This is a genomic window from Massilimicrobiota sp. mt181 (genome assembly GCF_055420065.1).
Window position 1 is genome coordinate 1 of sequence record NZ_JBVAYN010000006.1, and the last position, 22,143, is coordinate 22,143.

Below are 22,143 nucleotides of genomic sequence, written 5' to 3' on the forward strand. Positions count from 1 at the left end.
TTTATAAAAACAACAAAAAACAAAAAAATTGACAAATCATATAAAGTTGTATAAAATGCTCATAGTGTGAGGTAATAAAAATGGATTATCATAAATATGCGAAAGAATTGATTGGTTGTATGGTAGAGAATCAGCAGAATTTTAAGTTCTGTCATCATGATGTCAGTGAAATTGCCAGAGGCGAAGGAGCTGTTCTGATTTATTTAATGGATGGCCATGAAGGTGCAAATGCATCAGAAATTAGTCAGCAGTTTGATATTAATAGCTCAAGAGTAGCGGCAGTATTAAATGCTCTATCAAAAAAAGGATATATCCAGCGTGTTGTTGATGCACAGGACAAACGTAAAATTAAGGTCTTTATTACAGAACAAGGAAGAGTATTTGCACAACAAAGAAGAGAAGAAATAGAAGACTATTTCCAAAAGATGCTGGAGATTTTAGGTGAAGAAGATACAAAGGAATATTTGCGCCTATGTTGTAAAGTGAATCAGATTTTTAAGACTTTAAAATAAAGCATAATGATTGAAAAAGATGTCGAAATTCGTTAAGATTGAAAATTATAAAATGAGTTGTCATATTTAAAAGGAGAAGTGTTATGAGTCAATATTATTTAGGAATTGATGTTGGATCAACAACAGTAAAAGCTTATTTAACTGATGAAAATGATGTATGTTTATTTTCTCGCTATGTAAGACATAATTCAGATGTCAGAAATACAATATTAACATTATTAGAAGAAATTCATCAGGAGTATCCAGATATTCAGATTCATCCAGTGATTACAGGATCAGGTGGATTATCTATATCTGAATCTTTACATGTTAAGTTTGTTCAGGAAGTCATTGCCTGTACAAAAACAATAGAAACTTATATTCCTCAAACTGATGTCGCTATTGAATTAGGTGGAGAAGATGCAAAAATCACTTATTTTGAAGGTTCATTAGAACAACGTATGAATGGAACTTGTGCTGGAGGTACAGGAGCTTTTATTGATCAGATGGCGACTTTATTACAGACAGATGCTTCAGGATTAAATGAACTTGCTAAAAATCATCAACGTATTTATCCAATTGCTTCTCGTTGTGGTGTTTTTGCTAAAACGGATGTGCAGCCTTTAATCAATGAAGGTGCTAGAAAAGAAGATATTGCTGCCTCAATTTTCCAGGCAGTTGTTAATCAGACAATCAGTGGATTAGCTTGTGGGAAACCCATCAAAGGAAAAGTTGCCTTTTTAGGTGGTCCATTATATTTCTTGAGTGAGTTAAGACAACGTTTTATTGAAACATTGGATCTACAACCAGAAGATATTATTTTCCCAGATAATTCTCAATTATTCGTTGCGATGGGTGCAGCCTTGAATGCAAAAGATGTTGAAGAAGCAATCTCTTTACAACAATTGATTCAGGATTTAAGAGCTTTAAAAGATAATGGAACAGAAGCTGCTCATACATTGGAACCTTTATTTCATAATGAAGATGAATTAAGAGGATTTAGAGATCGTCATCTTCAAGCTATGACAAAGAAGAGAAATCTTAAAAAATATCAAGGAAATATTTATGTTGGTATTGATGTTGGATCTACAACATCTAAAGTGGTTTTGATTGATGATGAAGGATCTATTTTATATTCTTTCTATAATTCTAATGAAGGAAATCCTTTAGATTTAATTATTAGAATTATGAAAGAAATCTATGATTTAATCCCTGAAGGATGTCGTATTCAAAAAGCGGCTGTGACTGGATATGGTGAAGCATTAATTAAAGCAGCATTAAAAGTGGATTATGGTGAAGTTGAAACAATTGCACACTATACAGCTGCAAAACATTTTGAACCAGATGTTGATTTTATCTTGGATATTGGTGGACAAGATATGAAAGCTATCACAATTAAGGATGATGTGATTCAAGATATAACATTAAATGAAGCTTGTTCATCTGGATGTGGATCATTCTTAGAGACATTTGCGCATTCTTTAGGATATGAAATTGATGAATTTGCCGAGATGGCATTGATGTCAAAACATCCGCTTGATTTAGGAAGTCGTTGCACTGTTTTCATGAACTCAAAAGTGAAACAGGCTCAAAAAGAGGGTGCATCTTTAGCGGATATTTCAGCAGGATTATCATATTCTGTTATTAAAAATGCTTTATATAAAGTTATTAAATTAAGAAGTAAAGATCAGATTGGTAAAAATGTTGTTGTGCAAGGTGGAACATTCTACAATGAAGCTGTTTTACGTGCTTTTGAAAAAGAAGCAGGTATTGAAGTCATCAGACCTGATATTGCAGGATTGATGGGTGCATATGGAATGGCTACCATTGCGAAAGAAAAAGATGATGGTAAAGGAACAACTTTACTAACACGAGAAGAACTAGAACATTTAACATATCAGAATAGTATGAAAAACTGTGGGAAATGTACAAATAACTGTATGTTGACAATTACTTCATTCAATGATGGAAGAGAGTTTATTAGTGGAAATAGATGTGAAAGAGGTGCCAATTTACCTTTAAAATCTAAATCATTACCAAACTTATTTGATTATAAATATCGTCGTGTTTTCAATTATCGTTCATTACCAATAGAAGATGCTCCAAGAGGTATCGTTGGTATTCCTAGAGCATTAAATATGTATGAAAACTATCCATTCTGGCATACATTCTTTACTGAACTGAAATTTAGAGTAATCCTATCAGCACGCTCATCTAAAGCTATCTATGAAAAAGGAATTGAATCTATTCCTAGTGAAAGTGCATGTTATCCAGCGAAGATTACACATGGACATATTGAAAATCTGATTGCCAGAGGGGTACCATTTATTTTCTACCCATCTGTAGCATATGAACGTGTAGAAAACGAAGATGCCGGAAATCATTATAACTGTCCAGTTGTCGCTTCTTATCCTGAAGTCATTAGAAATAATGTTGATAATCTTGAACAGAAAAATATAAAATTTAAAAACCCATTCATTTCATTAAATAATAAAAAGACTTTATTTAAAGTTCTCAAAGAAGAGCTTAGTGAATTCAATATTACTGATCATGAATTACATAATGCTATTGAAAAAGCGTATGAAGAATTAGATCATTGTCAACAGGATATCCGTGCCGAAGGAAAACGTGCTATGGAATATATGCGTGAAAATCATATGCAAGGTATTGTCTTGGCCGGTCGTCCATATCATGTTGATCCAGAAATCAATCATGGCATTCCAGATTTGATTACAAGTGAAGGATTTGTGGTATTAAGTGAAGATAGTGTATGTTATTTAGATGAAGAACATTTGAAATTACGTGTTGTTGATCAATGGACTTATCACTCTCGTTTATACAAAGCAGCTTCTTTTGTATCATCACAAAAAGATTTACAGTTAATCCAATTAACATCATTTGGATGTGGTCTAGATGCTGTGACAGCAGATCAGGTTGCTGAAATTTTAAAAGCTAGAAATAAAATTTATACATTGATTAAAATTGATGAAGGAAGTAACCTAGGAGCTATTCGTATCCGTATTCGTTCTTTAAAAGCTACAATTGAAAAGAAAGAAGATGTTATTGATCTATCAAAGAAATATGAACAGGTGAAAGTTCCTTTCACAAAACAGATGAAAGAAGATCGTTATACAATTCTTTGTCCACAAATGTCACCAATTCACTTCCAATTTATTGAAACAGCGATGAATTCTGAAGGATATAACTTTGAAGTTTTACCATCAGTAGATAAAAATGCTGTTGAACAGGGATTGAAATATGTCAATAATGATGCATGTTATCCAAGTATTTTGGTTGTAGGACAAATGATGAATGCTTTAAATAGTGGAAAATATGATTTAAATAAAGTCGCATTGATTATCTCTCAAACTGGTGGAGGATGTCGTGCAACAAACTATATTGCTTTCATTAGAAAAGCTTTAAAAGATGCTGGTATGGAACAGATTCCTGTTATTTCTGCTAACTTATCAGGATTAGAAAGTAATCCAGGATTCAAAATCACATATAAGATTGCCAAAAAAGCCATTATTGGTGCAATGTATGGAGACTTGTTTATGAGAGTATTATATCGTGTACGTCCTTATGAAAAAGTCAAAGGTTCAGCCAATAAACTTTATGAATCTTGGGTTGAAAAATGCCAGGAAAATGTGAAAAATGGCAGCATGAAAGAATTTAAAAAGAATGTTTATCAGATTGTCAAAGATTTTGATGAATTGCCTTTGTTAGATATTAAAAAACCTAGAGTTGGATTGGTAGGAGAAATTCTTGTGAAATTCCATCCAACAGCTAATAATGAAATCGTTAAAATTATCGAATCAGAAGGTGCTGAAGCCGTTATGCCTGATTTGATTGATTTCTTCCAGTATTGTTTCTATAATAATGGTTATAAACATGAACATTTTGAAGCATCACAAGCTTCAGCTTGGTTATGCAATTTTGGTATCTGGTTTGTTGACTTCTTAAGAAAAGATATGATTAAAGCATTAAAGGCATCAAAACGTTTTGATCCACCAACACCAATTGATCAGATTGCTAAAAATGCCAGCAAAGTTGTATCTATTGGTAATCAGACTGGTGAAGGTTGGTTCCTAACTGGAGAAATGATAGAGCTTATTGAAGAAGGTGCACCAAATATTGTGTGTATGCAGCCATTTGCCTGCTTACCAAATCATGTCACTGGTAAAGGTGTTATTAAAGCTTTGCGTAAGAAATATCCACAAAGCAATATTGTCGCTGTGGATTATGATCCAGGTGCGAGTGAAGTTAACCAATTAAATAGAATTAAGTTGATGTTATCAACTGCATTTAAGAATATGAATCAGTAATTCATATTCTTTTTTTCATTTCAACAAATTTTGAATTGGTTTTATCTTATAATAAAAAGAGTATATTTTTAGGATATAAATAAAGATTTATATATAGTTTAAGGAAATATATACATTTTTTAAATAAAATTCACAAAAGAGTCATATCTTAGGACTAAAATAGAGTTATGTGAGGTGTTTTTATGATAGAGTTTAAAAACGTTTATAAATCATTTAAGGATAAGCATGTCTTAGAAGATATTAGCTTTACAGTGAATGATGGCGAATTTGTCTGTTTAATAGGACCGAGTGGTTGTGGAAAGACAACAGCTTTAAAAATGATTAATAGATTGATTAAACCGACAAAAGGAAGAATTTTTATCAATGGAAAGGATATTAGTGAAGAAAATGAAATTGAATTAAGAAGAAATATTGGTTATGTGATTCAACAGACTGGATTATTTCCTCATATGACAGTGAGGGAGAATATTGAATTAATTCCTAAATTAAAAAATAAAAAAGATATACATCTCTTAGAAAAGGTAAAAGATGTGCTAAATATGGTTGGTTTAGACCCTGATGAATACCTAGATAAATATCCCATTCAGATGAGTGGAGGACAACAACAGCGTGTGGGTGTCGCAAGAGCTTTTGCAAGTGAACCTGATATTATTTTGATGGATGAACCATTTAGTGCCTTGGATCCCATTACAAGAAATCAGCTGCAAGATGAACTTTTAACATTACAAAGCAGTGTACAAAAAACAATTGTCTTTGTCACACATGATATGGCGGAAGCTATTAAACTGGCTGATAGAATTTGTATCATGAGTGGTGGAAAGATTCAACAATATGATACACCAGAACAGATTCTTAAACATCCAGCCAATGATTTTGTTTTAAACTTTGTAGGTAAGAAACGTATCTGGGATTCACCAGAATTAATTAAAGCAGCAGATATTATGATTGATCGTCCAATCACATGCTATGAACATTTAAAATGTGTCAAAGCCTTAAATATTATGTTTAATGAAAAAGTTGATAGCTTAATGGTGATTGATAGACGTGGTCAATTTAAAGGGGTTATTCAGGCAGCAACAGCAGCTAATGAAAAGAATAGGAATAAAGATGTAGGAAGCGTTATGCAAAAGGATTGCATAACCATATCATCAAATGAATCCATTGTTGATGTGTTAAATATTACAAAAGAAAAGAATATGTATACAATTCCTGTTGTTGATGATGGTATTTTAAAGGGATTAATTACAAAGAGTACTCTTGTGACAACTCTTTCGAAAAAATATGATGAAAGTGAGGGAGAATAATGCAGGCATTTATAGATTATTGTTCCCAGAATTATATGCAAATTTTTGATTTGTTAATTGGACATGTCCAATTAACAGTTATGTCTATTATCATTGCTATTTTGATTGGGGTTCCATTAGGTATACTGATTACTTATTTTAAACCTTCTCAAAAGCCTATTATGGCTTTAGCCAATGTCATTCAGGCGATTCCTTCTATGGCACTATTAGGATTTATGATTCCACTTTTAGGAATAGGAACCAAACCAGCTATTGTCATGGTTATTTTGTATTCCTTACTCCCTATTATTAAAAATACAGTGACAGGACTTGATAATATTAATGCAGAAAGCTTGGAAGCTGCCAAAGGGATTGGATTAAATAAATTTCAAGTCTTATATAAGGTACAGATTCCACTTGCTGCTCCAGTCATTATGGCTGGTGTCAGAGTAAGTGCAGTCAGTTCAGTAGGATTGATGACATTAGCTGCTTTTATTGGTGCTGATGGATTAGGATATTTAGTATATGCAGGTATTCGTACTGTCAATAATGCACAAATCCTAGCAGGAGCGATACCAGCATGTTTATTAGCTTTATTGATTGATTACATTTTTTCTATTTTGGAGAGAATGGTGACACCAAAGAGTTTTCAATTATCTCAACCACGTTCAAAATTCAAAAAAGTTTTAGATAAAGTTGTTATTGTAATATCTTGTCTGGCTTTAGCTGCAAGCTTTGTATATACAGGTTTATCACAAATCAATGAAGATAAAGTGATCAGAATTGGAAGTATGGATTTTACGGAACAGGAAATTCTGAATTACATGTTGAAATATTATATTGAAGACAATACAGACATTGAGGTTGAACAATCTTTGTCGCTAGGTTCTAGCTCTATTGTTTTAGATGCCATCAGTACGGGTTCTATTGATATGTATGTAGAATATACTGGAACTATTTATGGCAATGTTTTAGGTAATGAACCTAATGGTGATGTCAATGAAGTCTATAATACAGTCAAAAATCAAATGAAAGAAAGATATGATTTGAATGTTTTAGAATCATTAGGATTCAATAATACGTATACTTTGGCTATTAGAAAAGATACTGCAGAGAAATACAATATCAAAACAATTAGTGATTTATGTCAAGTTGCAAATCAATTAACTTTTTCACCAACATTAATGTTTATGGAAAGAGAAGATTGCTGGGTAGGATTACAGAAGGCTTATCCAATTCATTTTAAAGCAACCGTGCCAATTGATGGAGCACCTAGATATACAGCTTTAATGAATAATGAATGCGATGTCATTGACGCTTATTCTACGGACGGATTATTAAAGAAATTTGATTTACAAGTTTTAGAAGATGATCAAAAATTTTTCTTGCCTTATCATGCGATTCCTATAGTGAATAATACAGTTATTGAAGAATATCCAGAAGTTGTAGATTTAGTTAATCAATTACAAAATTATTTAAGTGATGAAGTTATGGTGGAGTTAAATTATCAAGTAGATGAACTTAATCAGAAAACAAGTGATGTCGCAAGAGAATTTTTAATTGAAAATAAATTAATTAATGAGTAGATAATCAAATCTGCTCATTTTTTCTTGAAGAGTTCATATTTTTTACATATAATAAATCACAATGAGAAAGGGATTGGTAGGATTGAAAAAGAAAGTATTTATCATTGTTTTTATCGTTCTTTCTGTTCTTTTAAGTGTAGGATATGGAATAGGAACATATTTTGTTGAATATGCCCTGTCTCCTGATAGTCAGTCAGACCAAAGAATTGTAGATACAAGTGATCAAATTCCATTAGAGGATAGTGTTCAACAAACAATTCAAAAAAATCAAGATAAAGAAATGATAAAAGGAATGGACTTTGAAAGTCAAACAAAACCAATGATTATAATTAGTAATGATTCTATTCAGTTAAAGGGAAAATATTTGGATCATGAAGATGAACATCGATGGGTTATTTTAATACATGGTTATAAATCAAGTCACGAAAATATGACATCTTATGGTGCAGAATATTATCAGCGAGGATATAATGTTGTCTTGCCAGATAATCGTGCGCATGGTAAAAGTGAAGGTGATTATATTGGCATGGGTTGGCTAGATAAAGATGATATTGCCTGTTGGGTAGACTGGATTATCGAAAAAGATTCTCAGGCACAAATTATTTTACATGGTGTTTCCATGGGAGGTGCTACCGTTATGATGGCATCAGGAGATCATTTGCCACATGTTGTAGGATATATTGAAGACTGTGGATATACGAGTGTATGGGATATTTTCGCAAGTGAATTAAACAAACGTTTTTCACTGCCTTCATTTCCTATTTTAGATATATCTAATGGAATAGCGCAATTAAAAGCAGGTTATGATTTTAAAAAGGCATCTAGTGTTGAACAGGTCAAAAAAGCAGATCAGCCTATGTTATTTATTCATGGTGAAAAAGATGACTTTGTTCCAGTGGAGATGGTCTATGAAGTTTATGAGGTCTGTCCAAGTCCAAAAGAGCTTTATATTGTAGAAGAAGCAGGACATGCACAAGCGAAAGATTGTGATGTGGAAGCTTATTGGAATAAAGTATTTGATTTCATCGATAAAAATATATGGAGTGTACAAGAATCATAAGTAAAGCCAGTTTTATTCAAAGAAGTCATGAACCACAAACCAAGAATACTTTAAAAGAAGATTTTCAAAAAATAGATATCTAAAAAGGAGATATTGTTTTCGTTCATTCTTCCATGTCACAAATAGAGTGGATTGTTGGATGAGAAATCACTGTGATTAAAGAAGAAATGCTACCTTTTGATTGTAATAAGACATCAACTAGAGAAAGGGGAAAAATTGCCAAAGCATTTTGGCATAAGCCTCATGTTTTACGTTCTCAACATCCTGAAGTTTCTTTTAGTGCTAGAGGAAAAATGGCAAGTGTAATTGTGGAAAAACATCCAAAATGGTATACCAATGGAGCAACTATCATTGAAAATCAACATTGTACATGGAAAGATTATGCAGAGATATCATATGATGAGAGTGATTTTCTTGGCATTGGACAAACTTATGAAAACCACATATGACAAAAATTGGTCAAGGAGACTAGGCACAAGATATTTAAAAATGAAACCTTTTTGTGATTTTGCTTATGAATGGATAAAAATGAATAGATAACAAAAAAAGTTCATTGGATTTTTCAATGAACTTTTTCAATCAAATGAAAATGTTGTAAAGCTTTCATAATACCATCATTTTTGACTTCATCAGTCACATAAGTTGCAGCCTGTTTGGCAGCTTCTCTTCCACTTCCCATGCAGATGCTTGTACCGGCACATTGAAACATAGGTATATCAACTTCTGCATCACCAAAAGCGTAGATATTGCTTTTATCTATTTTTAAAAACTGAATGAGTTCTTCAATAGCCTTTCTTTTGTCGATACCAGGTAAAGCACAGTCACCAAATAGAGCATCTTCTCCTTGACCACCCCAAGTTAAACATTGAAACTGTGGAAAATGTTCTTTAAAATCCAAATAGTCTTGATAACTATTTAAAATATAATTAATTTTTGTAATATTTTCTTGATACATGCTTTCAGGGAATTCCATCATTGGATAAATATCACGAATCTTAATATCACCTTGATGCCCATATTTTTGATAAGTAGGAATAGCTCTTGTTTCAAAATCGTGAGAACCATATAGGCCATCATTACCTTCCATGAAGTAACACAGATCATGATTATCTAAATAATCTGTGATTGTTTTGACTTGTTTTAAAGATAGTTTTTGATCTTTAAGAATTTTTCCTTCACATTCAATATAAGCACCATTCCCACAAATCATTCCACTTATTTCAATATTGCCAACAGTCGCTCTATTCTTTGTTCTGCCAGTTACAACAAAGACATAATGTCCTTGTTGCTTGGCTTTTTTTAATGCTTCTATTGTGCTAGAAGGAACAATACCATCATAACTGATTAAAGTTCCATCCACATCAAATAACAATAATTTTTTATCCATGATTTTCTCCTTGATGGATATATGCTAGAACTAAACGATATGTATTTTCGACAGCTTGGATATGTGTTCTTTCCATGCCATGTGAAGCATGAACACCAGGTCCTATTAAAGCACCTTTGATATTTTGCCCACCTCTTAATGCAGCTGAAACATCGCTACTGTAGAATGGATAAACATCAACAGCATATTGGAGATGATTTGTTTTGGCTAAATGAATGAATTGTGATGTTAATTCATAATCATATGGGCCACTAGAATCTTTAGCACAAATACTAACATCATATTCACTGCAAGCCAAATCTTGCCCAATACATCCCATATCTACAGCAATCAATTCGTCAACATCATGAGATATATAACTGCTGCCATGTCCAACCTCTTCAAAAGTAGAAATCATGAAATAGAGATTGTGCTGTGGCTGGATATGATTTTGAGATAAATGTTTTAAAACCCCAAAAAGAATTGCAACACTCATTTTATCATCAAGAAATCTTGATTTAATGAATCCAGAATCAGTAATCATTGTTTTTGTTTCAATGGCAATATAATCACCATTACAGATTCCTAATTTTTGTACATCTTCTTTTGTCTTCACTTTTTCATCAATACGAATATGCATTGTATCACATGTTCTTTCTTTGTTTTTAGCATCTTCATAAACATGTGCAGCAGGTGAATTAGAAAGAATCGTTCCTGTATATATTTGTTGATTTCTTGTGATGATACGGCAATATTCACCATCTAATGTTGGAATAATAGGACCACCAACATTTGTAAATGCTAGAGTTCCGTTATCTTTGATACTTCTTACCATTAATCCTAAAGTATCAACATGTGCACAAAACCCAACAGTATAGTCATCTTGACCATTTACAAAAATCTGTAAATTTCCTTTATTTGTCAGTTTAGTTTCAAATCCTAAATTTTGAGCTTCTTTTTGACAGTATTGAATCACTTCTTTTGTATATCCAGAAGGACTATCAATGGCCATAATATCTTTTAAAATAGAAAGTATGTATTCATTCATAAAATTTCTCCTTTTCCTTGATGAGCAGCATCTATAATTTGAGATAAAGTAATTTCTTTTAATTTTTGCTTATATTGATTTTCTGCAGCATTTAAATAATCAACAATAAAATCCTCAGTTTCTTTCACTTTTAAATGAGAATCAAAAACTTTATCTACTAAGTGTGTTGTTTTCACAAAAGGCTCCTTTCCTTCCATAGCCTCAAATATATCTAATAATGATATACAATCGAGTGATTTAGTTAAAACAAAACCACCACGTTTATTAGCCATAGATTGAATCAAACCAGAAACAACAAGCTGTCTGGTGATTTTTTTGAGATAAGAATCTGATACAAGTAGTTTTTCACTCAATTCATGACTTTTAATAGGTTTATCCTGTGCCCCAATTAAAAGTAATATACAAATAGCCTGTTCAAAACTTTTTCTAATCTTCATATCCTTATCACCTTCTTTTTTATTTTAACAGAAAAATAACACTTTGTATCTAAAAGAGTTGACAAATATGTATAAATTTATATAATAGTTCATAGATATTATATATCTATGGATAATAAATATCTAAAGATGGAAAGAAAGAAGGAATTTTATGCTTAAGCAAGAATGGAAAAATATTTTTCATCACACTTGGATAAAAGTTGTACTGGTTGCAATCATTTTGATTCCAAGTTTATATGCGTGTATCTTTTTAGGGTCAATGTGGGATCCTTACGGAAATACGGATAAAATACCAGTTGCTGTAGTCAACCATGATCAAGCGGTTGATTATGGGAATTCAACTTTGAATGTAGGAGAAGAATTGGTTGATCGTCTGCAAGAGAATCAAAGTATGAATTTTCAATGTGTAGATGAAGGAGAAGCACAGGATGGTTTAAAGAACGGTCAATATTATATGATTATAAGTATTCCTGAAGATTTTTCAAAAAATGCAACGACGCTTTTAGATCAACAACCACAAAAGATGAAACTTCAATATATAACAAATCCAGGAAGTAATTATATTGCTTCAAAGATGGGTGATTCAGCTATTGAAAAAATAAAAGAAGAAGTTTCTCAAACAGTAACGAAAACATATGCGAAAACTATCTTTGAACAAGTGGGAACATTAACAGATGGATTGAAGGAAGCACAGGATGGAACGAGTCAATTAGTAGATGGTTCGCAACAATTAACAGATGGAAATCAACTTATTTCAAATCATCTTCAAGTTCTAGCAGAGAGTTCGCTCATATTTGATGATGGTGTTCAAACACTTAGCCAGGGGTTAAAAGATTATACAGATGGTGTATTGACTGTTCATAATGGCGTTTATTCCTTAAAAACAGGTTTAGATACATTCAATGATTCAACAAAACCATTAAATGATGGTGTTCAACAGCTTGCAACGGGTTCTTCTTCATTGAATGAAGGTCTCCAAAAATATACAAATGGTGTTTTACAAACTTATCAGGGGACACAGAAACTTATTGAAAACAATGAAGCATTAAATAATGGAATAGATAGCCTCAATCAAGGTGTTCATCAGCTTGTTGATGGAAATAAGCAAGTCTTACAAGGCTTAACACAGTTGGATCAACAATTAAAAAATAATTTATCATCTGATAATATGAATAAAATATCTTCAGCAAATCAAGCAAATGATTCTTTGAATCAGGCAACAACATTATTAAATCAAATACTTACTACAAATCCAACCATTGCTCAGACATGGATGAATAGGTCATTGAGCATGGATGAAGCTAATCTTATCGCTAAGGATAATCAAACTGCTCAATATTTATTAACGCATTATTCATATACAGAATTGGTAAAAACTGTCACAAGTGGAAATCAAGAAGCAATCAATCAATTAAGTTCAGGATTAACACAAGTTTATGAGAATACACAGAAATTAGAAGCAGGAAGTCAAAAAGTACAAACAGGATTAGAATCTTTAAATAATTCAGTAGAAGAAACATTGAAACCTGGCTTTGAAACTTATATGAACGGTGTAACACAAGTCTATGGTGGCTTAGAAACACTGAATAGTCAAAGTCAAGCGTTATTAGATGGGGGTCAACAAATGAATGATGGGCTATTAGCTCTTCAAAAACAGACACCAGCACTTATCGATGGCATTCAACAATTAGATCAAGGAGCAAAAGCATTATATGAAGGAACTTCAAAAATCGTATCAAATAATGATGCATTAATAAGCGGCTCTGCTAAGTTAAGTGACGGTTCTACCCAAATCAAAGATGGATCACAACAGTTAAGTGATGGCTCTCAAACATTGGGTTCAGGTTTACAGACATTACAAAATGGACTCGAAACTTTAGATGAAAGTTTAGCTGATGGTGTAAAAAAAGCAAGTCTTGATATCGATGATAAGACTTTAGATATGATGTCAGCTCCTGTAGAGACATCACATCAAGAAATTTCAGTTGTAGAAAATAATGGGCATGCGATGGCACCCTATATGATGAGCGTAGCATTATATGTTGCTGCACTGGCTTTGACATTGATGTATCCAATCAGAGAAGGTATAAAACAAGCTTCATCACCTGTCAAATATTGGTTATCAAAAGCCTCTGTTATGTATAGTATTTCTACATTAGCAGCAATCGTTTTAATTACAAGTTTAAGGTGGATATGTGGTTTTGAACCTCAACAATTATTGATGACATATCTTTTCGCAATTATTGTTTCTGCAGCATTTATGTCACTTGTGATGTTATTATCATTAACGACAGGTTATATTGGAGAATTTTTATTGCTTGTGTTTATGATTATCAATCTCGGTGGTTCTGCAGGAACATATCCTTTAGAAACATCAGGAATATTTTATAAACTTATTCATCCATTCGTTCCTTATACTTATAGTGTAAATGGTTTTAGAAAAGTGATTAGTATGACAAATATGTCAATAACAAATGAAATGATGATTTTTATAGGAATATTAATCATTTGTTCATTTCTAACAATTCTTTATTATCGCTTTAAAAATAAAAAAGATCAGCATCTTATTCCACAGGCGTTTGAAAAGGTTAATGACTAAAAATAATAACATATTAAGATTGAATCATGTATATTTCTTTATTCTTTGTCCATGATATGAATGTGGAGGTAAGAATATGAAGAAAATTTTAGTTTTGCTTTTATGTATGTCATTCTTTACTGGATGTAGCAGTCAGACAGATACACCAAACGATACAGCAAATAACAATCGTTCAACTGAAAATGTCACAGAAAATGAAAACAACAACAATAATACGGCAACGAATCAAATAGATGATTGGTATACACGATTTGAAAATGGACTTAAGGAAGGAAATATTACTTATTCATCTAAGAATGTATTAGATGCAACAAGTGTTGGTGGTGTAGAAGGATATCGCTATGTAACAGATAATGGAAACATTGATGTGTATCGTTATGAAGATGGTGATGAATTCAATCGTATTATGAGTGAAAAGACAATTGGTGATGATAAGAAAAAAGTAGAAGTGAATGATCATATGGTTATTGTGTCAGATGGTCTATCAGAAGATGTATTAGATGTTTTTAGAAATTTAAAATAAATGTATGAGTCTTGTAGAAATACAGGACTTTTTATATGGCATTATGATGTGATGATTTGATGATAAAAAAACTTACAGCATCACGCTGTAAGCTTCAACTATAATAAGTCCAGTGATTCTTTTAAATCATGAATGATATAGGTGATATTCATATCTTGAGGCTCTTCAATACAATGAGGATTATACCAACAAGTATCAATACCTACATTGATACCACCTTGGATATCACTAGATAGAGAATCGCCAATAATTAAAGTTTGATCTAAATCTATGTTTTTCATCTTTTTAAAGCAGTAATCAAAATATTCTCGAGTTGGTTTTTGATAACCAATATCTTCTGATACAAAAATATCTTGAAAATACTGATCAATACGTGTTCCTTTTAAACGACTATATTGAGTTTTAGATACACCATTTGTTACAACGTATAATGGATATTTTTGATAAAGCTTTTCAAGTATATCTCTAGCATGAGGCAAAAGAAAATATCCTTCACCTAAGGCATCCTGATAGTCATCTTCAAAAGCAATGCCATCTTCATCAATGCCAAATTCTTGAAATAACTGAACAAAACGTGTATAAACAATTGTTTTTTTATCAATGAGCCCATTCTCAAAATCTTTCCATAACTGTTTATTGATTTGTTCATATCTTTGATTCATCTGTTCAGTAAGGACAATATTATATTTTTGAAATGTATTGATAAGTGCCTGTTCTTCTGCTTTGTTGAAATCTAACAAAGTTCCATCTACATCAAATAACAAATATTTATATTTTTTCATGTCATCAACCCCTTGTCACCATATTATACTGATAAAAGTGCTTTATTGACAATGAAAAATAATAAAAATATAGTATAATGAATATGGTGAAGAAGAATGAAGAAAAAAATCAAAGAAGTGATTGTTGTAGAAGGAAAAACAGACACAGCAGCGATTCAAAAATTATTTGATGCAGATACAATAGAAACACATGGTTTAGCTTTAGATGAAGCAACATTGGACTTGATTGAGGAATTAGAAAAAACAAGAGGAGTTATTATTTTGACCGATCCTGATTATCCTGGTATGCGCATTCGAAATATGATTATGGAAAGAGTTCCTCATGTTAAGCAAGCTTTTGTAGATAAAAAAGATGCTATTGGGAAAAAGAAATTGGGGATTGCTGAAGCAAGGGAAGAAGCTATTATACAGGCATTAGAAAATGTTGTGAGCTTTTCTAAAGAAAGTCAGTCATTGACATGGGAAGAATTTATTTCTTTAGATATTATTGGTGATAAACAAAAAAGATTGGCTATCTATGATTTGTTTCATCTAGGTTATGGAAATGCGAAAACATTATTTAAAAGATTAAATATGGCATCCATTACAAAACAAGATATTCTTAATAAATTAAAAGCATATAACCTTCAATGATTATATGCTTATTTTTATGCGTTTTTAATGAGATTGATTTTCTTCACTTGTGAAACACCAGTGATAACTCTGCTTTGACTTAAAGCCTTCCATACAGGAAGAGTGATACAAAAATCAATAGAGCTGTGAATAATAGTTCCTAAGCCTACTAAACCAAAAATCATATAACAGAACATTTGGATATCCATTCCATTTCCATAATAGAAAGGAATTACAATAATCATTTCTCCAATGGCATGAATCAATGCAATCACAATATTAAACTGTAATGTTTTGATTGGTTTTTCAAAAATTTGTGGATTCTTTTGCGCATATTTTGCACCTAGATAAGCCCAAATGACATGAGTAAGAGCTCTCATGACAACAACAAATGGGAAACCTGCCATAAAGAAACCAAGTGTTGTTCCTAAAGCAACAGCAATGGCTACAGCTGGACTAATAAAGATGGCTATCATGACAGCAACATGTGAAGCTAAGGTAAAAGACATTGGTCCAACAATAATTTTAGGCATTAACATAGGAATGACTGTTCCTACAGCAATTAATAATGAAGCTAAAACGAGTACTTGCATATGTTTATGTGATTTCATATTTCTACATCTCCTTGTCAATTAATGTGTCAAGACACATGTTATGACTTATTATATTCAAAAAAGAAAATGTGTCAATAAAAAAAGAAGAATTAAATCTCCTTCTTAAATAAATATCCTTTTTCATCTAATGCACTGACAATACGTTGATATGTGTCTTCATTTGGACATTGAATCGTGTGTAAATGCAAACCATCAGTTAACTGACTTAAAGGTTTAGCCTGATTGTTATTGACTTTTTTTATAAATTGATCAACATCATAACGAGATGATAAATGTAATTTACCAGTGAGTTGTCCATAGACAGGATGATCCACAATAACATCAATAGCACATCCACCCAAATCCACAATCGTATATAATTCATCAGCCATTTGTTCTTGAGAGTGATTGACCGCAATGGTATAAGTTTGATTTTGTTGTTTAGAATCTAATATATAACCTCTTGGTGTCGCAATAATATTGGTTCCACTGGCACGTATTAATGCCACATCACCGACAATGATTTGTCTGGAAACGCCAAGTTTTTTTGCCAGTGTAGATGCTGATATAGGCTTATCGCTTTTTTTGATTTCTTCAATAATTTTTTCTTTTCTATCCATAATGTTTTACCTCACAACAAATTATAAATGATTTCAACTATAAAATAAAGTAGAATAAGTCTATAAGATGTCGTTGGTGTCATATCTATTTACAATGGTATAAAAAGGCATAAAATGAAAAGTGAAAGGAGAGAGGAAATATGAAAAAAACATTTCTATCCAAATTAAAACCGTTTCTTGGCACTTTTCAATTGCATTTAGATGAAAACACAGAATTCGATTATTTTATTGTTTTTAAAAATGCAGATAATATTTCTTTGAAAGTATTCAATCAAATGGGAAGATGGACTCATTATGGTCAAAAATCAGTGAGAGGTTGGTCCTCTTTATCTAAAGAACAAAGCAAAGCATTTGTTGTGGAGCATTTGAACTGTAAAGATGATGAATTTGAAGTTTTCAATGCTAATAATGAATTATTTAGAATGAGATTTTAAAGTTATATAAAAAGGAGGAAACATTAATGAAATATATTGTAGGTAGACCTAAAATCAAAACAGCTTTCACATATGTTTTGTTTATTTGTGCTTTTGGAGTCAGTATATTTATTGCTGATGCATGGAAAGGAATGCAAATTGTAGGTATACTGATTATTTTGGTAGGAATATTGATTGTTTTTCCAGGTATCAGTTATTGTGAGTTGATGTGGAAAGTTGATCAAAATGTTTTACAATACACTTATCATGATAATATGCTGATGAAGATTTCGTCTTTCTTTAAACATCTTTTGCATACACATCGTTTAGAATATCAAATGACAATAGAACTCAGTCAGATTGATTATATCGCCATCACATATGCGAAAGTTCCACGTTTACCTTATGGAGCCATTGGTTATGATGTCTGGTTTCATGTGCATATGTATGATGGCTCTATATATAGTTTTATAGCTTTAACATTATCAGGCAGAAAGGATTTTAATCAGGCTGTTGATTTCATGAAGGAACAAGGTATTCATTTTAAAGATGGTTATCATATTCTTGATGCGTTACATTCTCATGAACATCTTTCTTATTATTTAGAAAGAATAGATAAGGAGCAATCAAAATGATTAGAGTGAGTATCTATTCAAAGAATAGTTCAAATATTCAACAACTATTTGAAAGTTTCTTCCAAAAAGAACATCTAGAATATACAATCATTTCTTATCAAAAAAATAGTCATCAGGATATTTATATTTTTGAAGTCCAACAAAAAGAAGATTTAAAATTGATTGAACAACAACCACATCATGATTATGCACTGTATTATGTTATTGGTCCTAAAGACTATGATATGGTTAGTGAGTGTATGAGATTAAAAGTCAATCTCTATTTTTCAAAAGAATCATTACCAGAAGACATACAAAAGAATGAATCTCATATGCTTCAAGATATTCAAGATAAATTTCAATATTATGAATATCAAAGAAATGGTATTGTCTCTAAGATTCGTTTATCCCATATTTATTATGTTGAATCATTAAGACATCAGATTATTATCCATTCTATCAATGGAACAATGGTCGAAAGAAAGAATTTAAATGCCTTTCTCAATACAATCCATTCCACACAATTTATTCAGATTCATAAATCCTTTATTGTGAATAAACAATGGATACAAAATATTTTCTCTGATCATATTTTATTAAAGAATGCCGAAACATTACAGATTGGCAGAGCCTATAAAGGTAATGTAAAAATGTCATAAGGAGTTTATGTTTATGTTAAGAATCAGAATAGATTTAGGAAATCATGATATGGAGAGATATTTGAATAAAAAATCATATCAAGGATATCAACTTATGAGTTTGACTCCCTTTGATTTATTTGTTCCATTGAGAATTATATTTTATAAATTTAAAAAGGTGAATCAAAAAAGATATGTTTATAAGGTTATGAATACTTGTCAAAAGGAAATGAAAGATCAGGGATGGGAAAAATTGAAAGATAACTATTTCTAGGTAATTCAAGGACTATTATTTATCAGAGTTGTATTAACAAACCAATAGTGCATACGGACTCAAAAGATTCTTATCAATTGATTATTAAAGGATGTTGGTTATTGTGTATTTATGTTATCTTGATGAATTTTATACCAATGCCATATTATGGAACAAATATTTGGGGATTTTTCTTGCATTATGCATATGTCATTATTGCATTAGGAATGATTGCTTTTGGAATTATTGATGGTCGAAGAAAATTATAGCAGCCTGATGAAAGGCTGCTTTTCTTTTATACCAATTTAGATTATAATGAATCTAGGTGAGAGAATGAAAAATATCGCAAAAAAAGCAAATACAATGTATTTATTAGAAAAATATAATATAAAAGCAACAAAGAAGTTTGGACAGAATTTCCTGATAGATTTGAATGTGATTCAAAAGATAGTGGCTTGTACACCAATTGATCAGCAGACTTGTGTTATTGAGATTGGACCAGGAATAGGGGCTTTAACTGAACAATTATCTTATCAGGCAGGACATGTTGTCAGTTATGAGATCGATACAAGATTAAAAGATGTATTAAATGAATCATTAAGTGAATGTTTGAATGTTGATATTATTTTTCAAGATTTCTTAACAGTTGATTTGAAGAAAATAGTGGCTGATTATAAAAAACAATATACAAAAGTCAGTATTGTAGCCAATTTACCTTATTACATTACTTCAGATATTTTAGAACATATTATAACGTCTCAGGCAGATATTGATAGTCTTCATGTGATGGTTCAAAAAGAAGTTGCTTTAAAGTTAACTGATCCATCTTATCGTAGTCCTTTGACATTGATGATAGAAAGTGTTGGCAAGAGTTCATTAGATATGACGATTTCTCAAAACGTCTTTTCTCCAGCACCAAGAGTGGATAGTGCTATTTTATCGATTGTTTTTGAAAAAACATATAATCCACTTCTTACAAAGGTTTTAAAATGTGCATTTACACAAAAAAGAAAAACAATCTATAATAATCTCAAGAGTTTATTTTTAGATAAAACTGAAGAGATATTGAATGCATGTGATATTGATTTAAAGAAAAGACCTGAAGAATTAAAAATAGAAGATTATCAGAAACTCACACATTATTTATAAATTCATATAATATCATGGTGAGATTATGAAAATTGGAGATTATGTTGTCAGAAAGAAATATAATCGTGATATATTATTTGAAATTTTTGATATTAAAGATGGTATTTATTACTTAAGAGGTGTAGAACTGAGATTAATTGCGGATAGTGATTTAGATGATTTGGAATTAAGTGAAATTCAACCACATATGGAAGATGATTTTGTGATGGAAAGACATCCAGTTATTAGGGGAAAGGTTTTGCATCTTGATGGTGATGAAAAATATTTGAAGATGTGTCAAAAGAAATACGAGGAATTAAAGATTAGAGCGGATTGCTATTATATGAAAGAAAGTGAAATGCCTTCTCGTGTTGTAGAGTTATTAGAAAAACATAAACCACAGATTTTGGTCATTACTGGTCATGATGCTTTAAGAAAAAATGCAGATAAAACAATAGGTCAAAATTATCAGCATTCTTTAGATTATACAGCTGCTGTCAAACAGGCACGTTTATATCAGGGAGATAAAGATGCGTTGATTATTATAGCAGGAGCGTGTCAGTCTTATTATGAAATGTTATTGGCGAGTGGCGCAAATTTTGCTTCGAGTCCTAAACGCATGAATATTCATGCGTTGGATCCTGTTTATATTGCCAGTTTAGTCGCCAATGAGAGTGTGAGAAATTATTGTGATGTGGAAGATATTATTAATCACACTTCACATAAACAAAATGGAATTGGTGGTATTGATACAAAAGGTGTTGCTAGAAAAATATATCCAACAAGGGGTTGAAAAAATGAAAGTAAGAGCATATGCAAAAGTGAATCTGGCTTTAGATGTTGTCAGAAAAAGAGAAGATGGTTATCATGATTTGGAGATGATCATGACACCTATTACTTTACATGATTTAATTTATATTGAAAAAATAGACCAGGGCATTCAGATTACAGCGAATACAAATCGTATGCCTACAGATGAACGTAATATCATGTATAAAGTTGCTAGAGCATTGATAGAACGTTATCAAATACCTTATGGTGTGAAAATTCATATTTATAAACATATTCCAACGCAAGCCGGATTGGCTGGAGGCAGTGCTGATGGGGCAGCCGTCATGAAAGCCATGAATCAGATGTTTAGGTTAAATTTATCTTTAGAAACATTAGCTGATATAGGTAAAGAGATTGGTGCTGATATTCCATTTTGCATTTATGAGAAAATGGCATTTGTCAAAGGCATTGGAGAACAGTTAGAATTTATTCCACATCAGTTTCATTGTTATTTATTGTTGGTTAAACCTAAAAAAGGTGTTTCAACAAAGAAATCATTTGGAATGCTTGATCTCAAAAAAGCTGTTCATCCACGTATTCACGATATGAAAGAGGCTATTGAGAATAATGATTATGATCAAGTTGTTGATTGCTTAGGAAATACATTAGAAGAACCATCATTAAAAATTGTACCTGATATTTTGAAAATTAAAGAAGAAATGAAAGAATTGGGGTTTGATGGAACTTTGATGTCAGGAAGTGGTTCTTGTGTATTTGGTTTAACACAGGATCAGGAATTATTGGAAAGAGGATATCGTTTCTTTTTGCATAAATATGCTTTTGTACGAAAAACAGAAATTTTAAATCAGGAAGATTGAAGTTATAAATGACTAACTTTATATTTTGTGAAAAAAGTATGGAAAATATGGGAATGAATGTAAGTATTTCCCTGTTTCCTCTTTTTTTTTATATGTTTTTTTGTTAGAATAGTGGCGATAAGG

Annotated in this window: 23 protein-coding genes; 17 read left to right on the top strand and 6 right to left on the bottom strand. The window is 31.4% G+C overall.

Annotated elements, in window-relative coordinates:
- Positions 1–80: 80 nt before the first annotated feature.
- From ACZYT4_RS04940 to ACZYT4_RS04965, 6 genes are all read left to right on the top strand, one after another.
- Positions 81–512: a MarR family winged helix-turn-helix transcriptional regulator gene (locus ACZYT4_RS04940; RefSeq protein ID WP_463783021.1), complete on the top strand. Its 432-nt coding sequence runs from the start codon at positions 81–83 to the stop codon at positions 510–512.
- Between the two features lie 83 nt (positions 513–595).
- A complete protein-coding gene (locus ACZYT4_RS04945; RefSeq protein ID WP_463783023.1) occupies positions 596–4,816 on the top strand; it encodes an acyl-CoA dehydratase activase-related protein in 4,221 nt (1,406 codons plus the stop codon).
- A gap of 182 nt (positions 4,817–4,998) precedes the next feature.
- Positions 4,999–6,120 (top strand): betaine/proline/choline family ABC transporter ATP-binding protein, encoded by a 1,122-nt coding sequence (locus ACZYT4_RS04950; RefSeq protein ID WP_463783026.1) that lies wholly within the window; start codon positions 4,999–5,001, stop codon positions 6,118–6,120.
- Positions 6,120–7,685 (top strand): ABC transporter permease/substrate-binding protein, encoded by a 1,566-nt coding sequence (locus ACZYT4_RS04955; RefSeq protein ID WP_463783030.1) that lies wholly within the window; start codon positions 6,120–6,122, stop codon positions 7,683–7,685. The genes ACZYT4_RS04950 and ACZYT4_RS04955 overlap by 1 nt, the downstream gene beginning before the upstream one ends.
- A gap of 82 nt (positions 7,686–7,767) precedes the next feature.
- Complete coding sequence (locus ACZYT4_RS04960) at positions 7,768–8,745, top strand: alpha/beta hydrolase (RefSeq protein ID WP_463783032.1); 978 nt, start codon at positions 7,768–7,770, stop codon at positions 8,743–8,745.
- A 152-nt stretch (positions 8,746–8,897) separates the two neighbouring features.
- Entirely contained in the window at positions 8,898–9,194 is a 297-nt protein-coding gene (locus tag ACZYT4_RS04965) for an AAC(3) family N-acetyltransferase (RefSeq protein ID WP_463783034.1), read from the top strand.
- A gap of 113 nt (positions 9,195–9,307) precedes the next feature.
- On the opposite strand, the gene ACZYT4_RS04970 is transcribed toward ACZYT4_RS04965, so the two are convergent.
- Genes ACZYT4_RS04970 through ACZYT4_RS04980 form a run of 3 tightly spaced genes read right to left on the bottom strand, consistent with a single transcriptional unit; the run spans position 9,308 to position 11,596 of the window.
- Complete coding sequence (locus tag ACZYT4_RS04970) at positions 9,308–10,132, bottom strand: HAD family hydrolase (RefSeq protein ID WP_463783037.1); 825 nt, start codon at positions 10,130–10,132, stop codon at positions 9,308–9,310.
- A complete protein-coding gene (locus ACZYT4_RS04975) occupies positions 10,125–11,159 on the bottom strand; it encodes a M42 family metallopeptidase (protein WP_463783039.1) in 1,035 nt (344 codons plus the stop codon). The genes ACZYT4_RS04970 and ACZYT4_RS04975 overlap by 8 nt, the downstream gene beginning before the upstream one ends.
- On the bottom strand, positions 11,156–11,596 hold the full coding sequence (locus ACZYT4_RS04980) for an RrF2 family transcriptional regulator (RefSeq protein WP_463783042.1): 441 nt from the start codon (positions 11,594–11,596) through the stop codon (positions 11,156–11,158). Before ACZYT4_RS04980 ends, ACZYT4_RS04975 begins: the two co-directional genes overlap by 4 nt.
- A gap of 151 nt (positions 11,597–11,747) precedes the next feature.
- Between ACZYT4_RS04980 and ACZYT4_RS04985 the strand changes: the two genes are divergently transcribed.
- Positions 11,748–14,195 (top strand): YhgE/Pip family protein, encoded by a 2,448-nt coding sequence (locus ACZYT4_RS04985; RefSeq protein ID WP_463783045.1) that lies wholly within the window; start codon positions 11,748–11,750, stop codon positions 14,193–14,195.
- Between the two features lie 76 nt (positions 14,196–14,271).
- Complete coding sequence (locus tag ACZYT4_RS04990) at positions 14,272–14,718, top strand: hypothetical protein (RefSeq protein WP_463783047.1); 447 nt, start codon at positions 14,272–14,274, stop codon at positions 14,716–14,718.
- Between the two features lie 98 nt (positions 14,719–14,816).
- Here ACZYT4_RS04990 and ACZYT4_RS04995 read toward each other — a convergent pair whose 3' ends face one another.
- On the bottom strand, positions 14,817–15,500 hold the full coding sequence (locus ACZYT4_RS04995; protein ID WP_463783048.1) for a YjjG family noncanonical pyrimidine nucleotidase: 684 nt from the start codon (positions 15,498–15,500) through the stop codon (positions 14,817–14,819).
- A gap of 96 nt (positions 15,501–15,596) precedes the next feature.
- Between ACZYT4_RS04995 and rnmV the strand changes: the two genes are divergently transcribed.
- A complete protein-coding gene (gene rnmV, locus ACZYT4_RS05000; RefSeq protein ID WP_463783050.1) occupies positions 15,597–16,133 on the top strand; it encodes a ribonuclease M5 in 537 nt (178 codons plus the stop codon).
- Positions 16,134–16,147: 14 nt separating this feature from the next.
- Here the strand turns inward: rnmV and ACZYT4_RS05005 are convergent, their stop codons facing one another.
- On the bottom strand, positions 16,148–16,723 hold the full coding sequence (locus ACZYT4_RS05005; RefSeq protein ID WP_087304461.1) for a hypothetical protein: 576 nt from the start codon (positions 16,721–16,723) through the stop codon (positions 16,148–16,150).
- A 92-nt stretch (positions 16,724–16,815) separates the two neighbouring features.
- A complete protein-coding gene (locus tag ACZYT4_RS05010; protein ID WP_087244642.1) occupies positions 16,816–17,325 on the bottom strand; it encodes a transcription repressor NadR in 510 nt (169 codons plus the stop codon).
- Between the two features lie 140 nt (positions 17,326–17,465).
- Between ACZYT4_RS05010 and ACZYT4_RS05015 the strand changes: the two genes are divergently transcribed.
- The 8 genes from ACZYT4_RS05015 to ispE all read left to right on the top strand — a co-directional run bounded on the left by ACZYT4_RS05015 (position 17,466) and on the right by ispE (position 22,020).
- A complete protein-coding gene (locus ACZYT4_RS05015) occupies positions 17,466–17,759 on the top strand; it encodes a hypothetical protein (RefSeq protein ID WP_463783054.1) in 294 nt (97 codons plus the stop codon).
- A gap of 26 nt (positions 17,760–17,785) precedes the next feature.
- Entirely contained in the window at positions 17,786–18,373 is a 588-nt protein-coding gene (locus ACZYT4_RS05020; protein WP_463783057.1) for a hypothetical protein, read from the top strand.
- Complete coding sequence (locus tag ACZYT4_RS05025) at positions 18,370–19,011, top strand: LytR/AlgR family response regulator transcription factor (protein ID WP_463783060.1); 642 nt, start codon at positions 18,370–18,372, stop codon at positions 19,009–19,011. The genes ACZYT4_RS05020 and ACZYT4_RS05025 overlap by 4 nt, the downstream gene beginning before the upstream one ends.
- Before the next feature lie 13 nt (positions 19,012–19,024).
- Positions 19,025–19,264 (top strand): hypothetical protein, encoded by a 240-nt coding sequence (locus ACZYT4_RS05030; RefSeq protein ID WP_463783062.1) that lies wholly within the window; start codon positions 19,025–19,027, stop codon positions 19,262–19,264.
- A gap of 101 nt (positions 19,265–19,365) precedes the next feature.
- On the top strand, positions 19,366–19,512 hold the full coding sequence (locus ACZYT4_RS05035) for a hypothetical protein (RefSeq protein ID WP_463783066.1): 147 nt from the start codon (positions 19,366–19,368) through the stop codon (positions 19,510–19,512).
- Positions 19,513–19,576: 64 nt separating this feature from the next.
- A complete protein-coding gene (rsmA, locus tag ACZYT4_RS05040; protein WP_463783069.1) occupies positions 19,577–20,392 on the top strand; it encodes a 16S rRNA (adenine(1518)-N(6)/adenine(1519)-N(6))-dimethyltransferase RsmA in 816 nt (271 codons plus the stop codon).
- Between the two features lie 25 nt (positions 20,393–20,417).
- Positions 20,418–21,164, top strand: coding sequence for a sporulation peptidase YabG (locus tag ACZYT4_RS05045; protein WP_463783071.1), 747 nt, complete (start codon positions 20,418–20,420; stop codon positions 21,162–21,164).
- A gap of 4 nt (positions 21,165–21,168) precedes the next feature.
- Positions 21,169–22,020: a 4-(cytidine 5'-diphospho)-2-C-methyl-D-erythritol kinase gene (ispE, locus tag ACZYT4_RS05050; protein ID WP_463783074.1), complete on the top strand. Its 852-nt coding sequence runs from the start codon at positions 21,169–21,171 to the stop codon at positions 22,018–22,020.
- Positions 22,021–22,143: the final 123 nt, after the last annotated feature.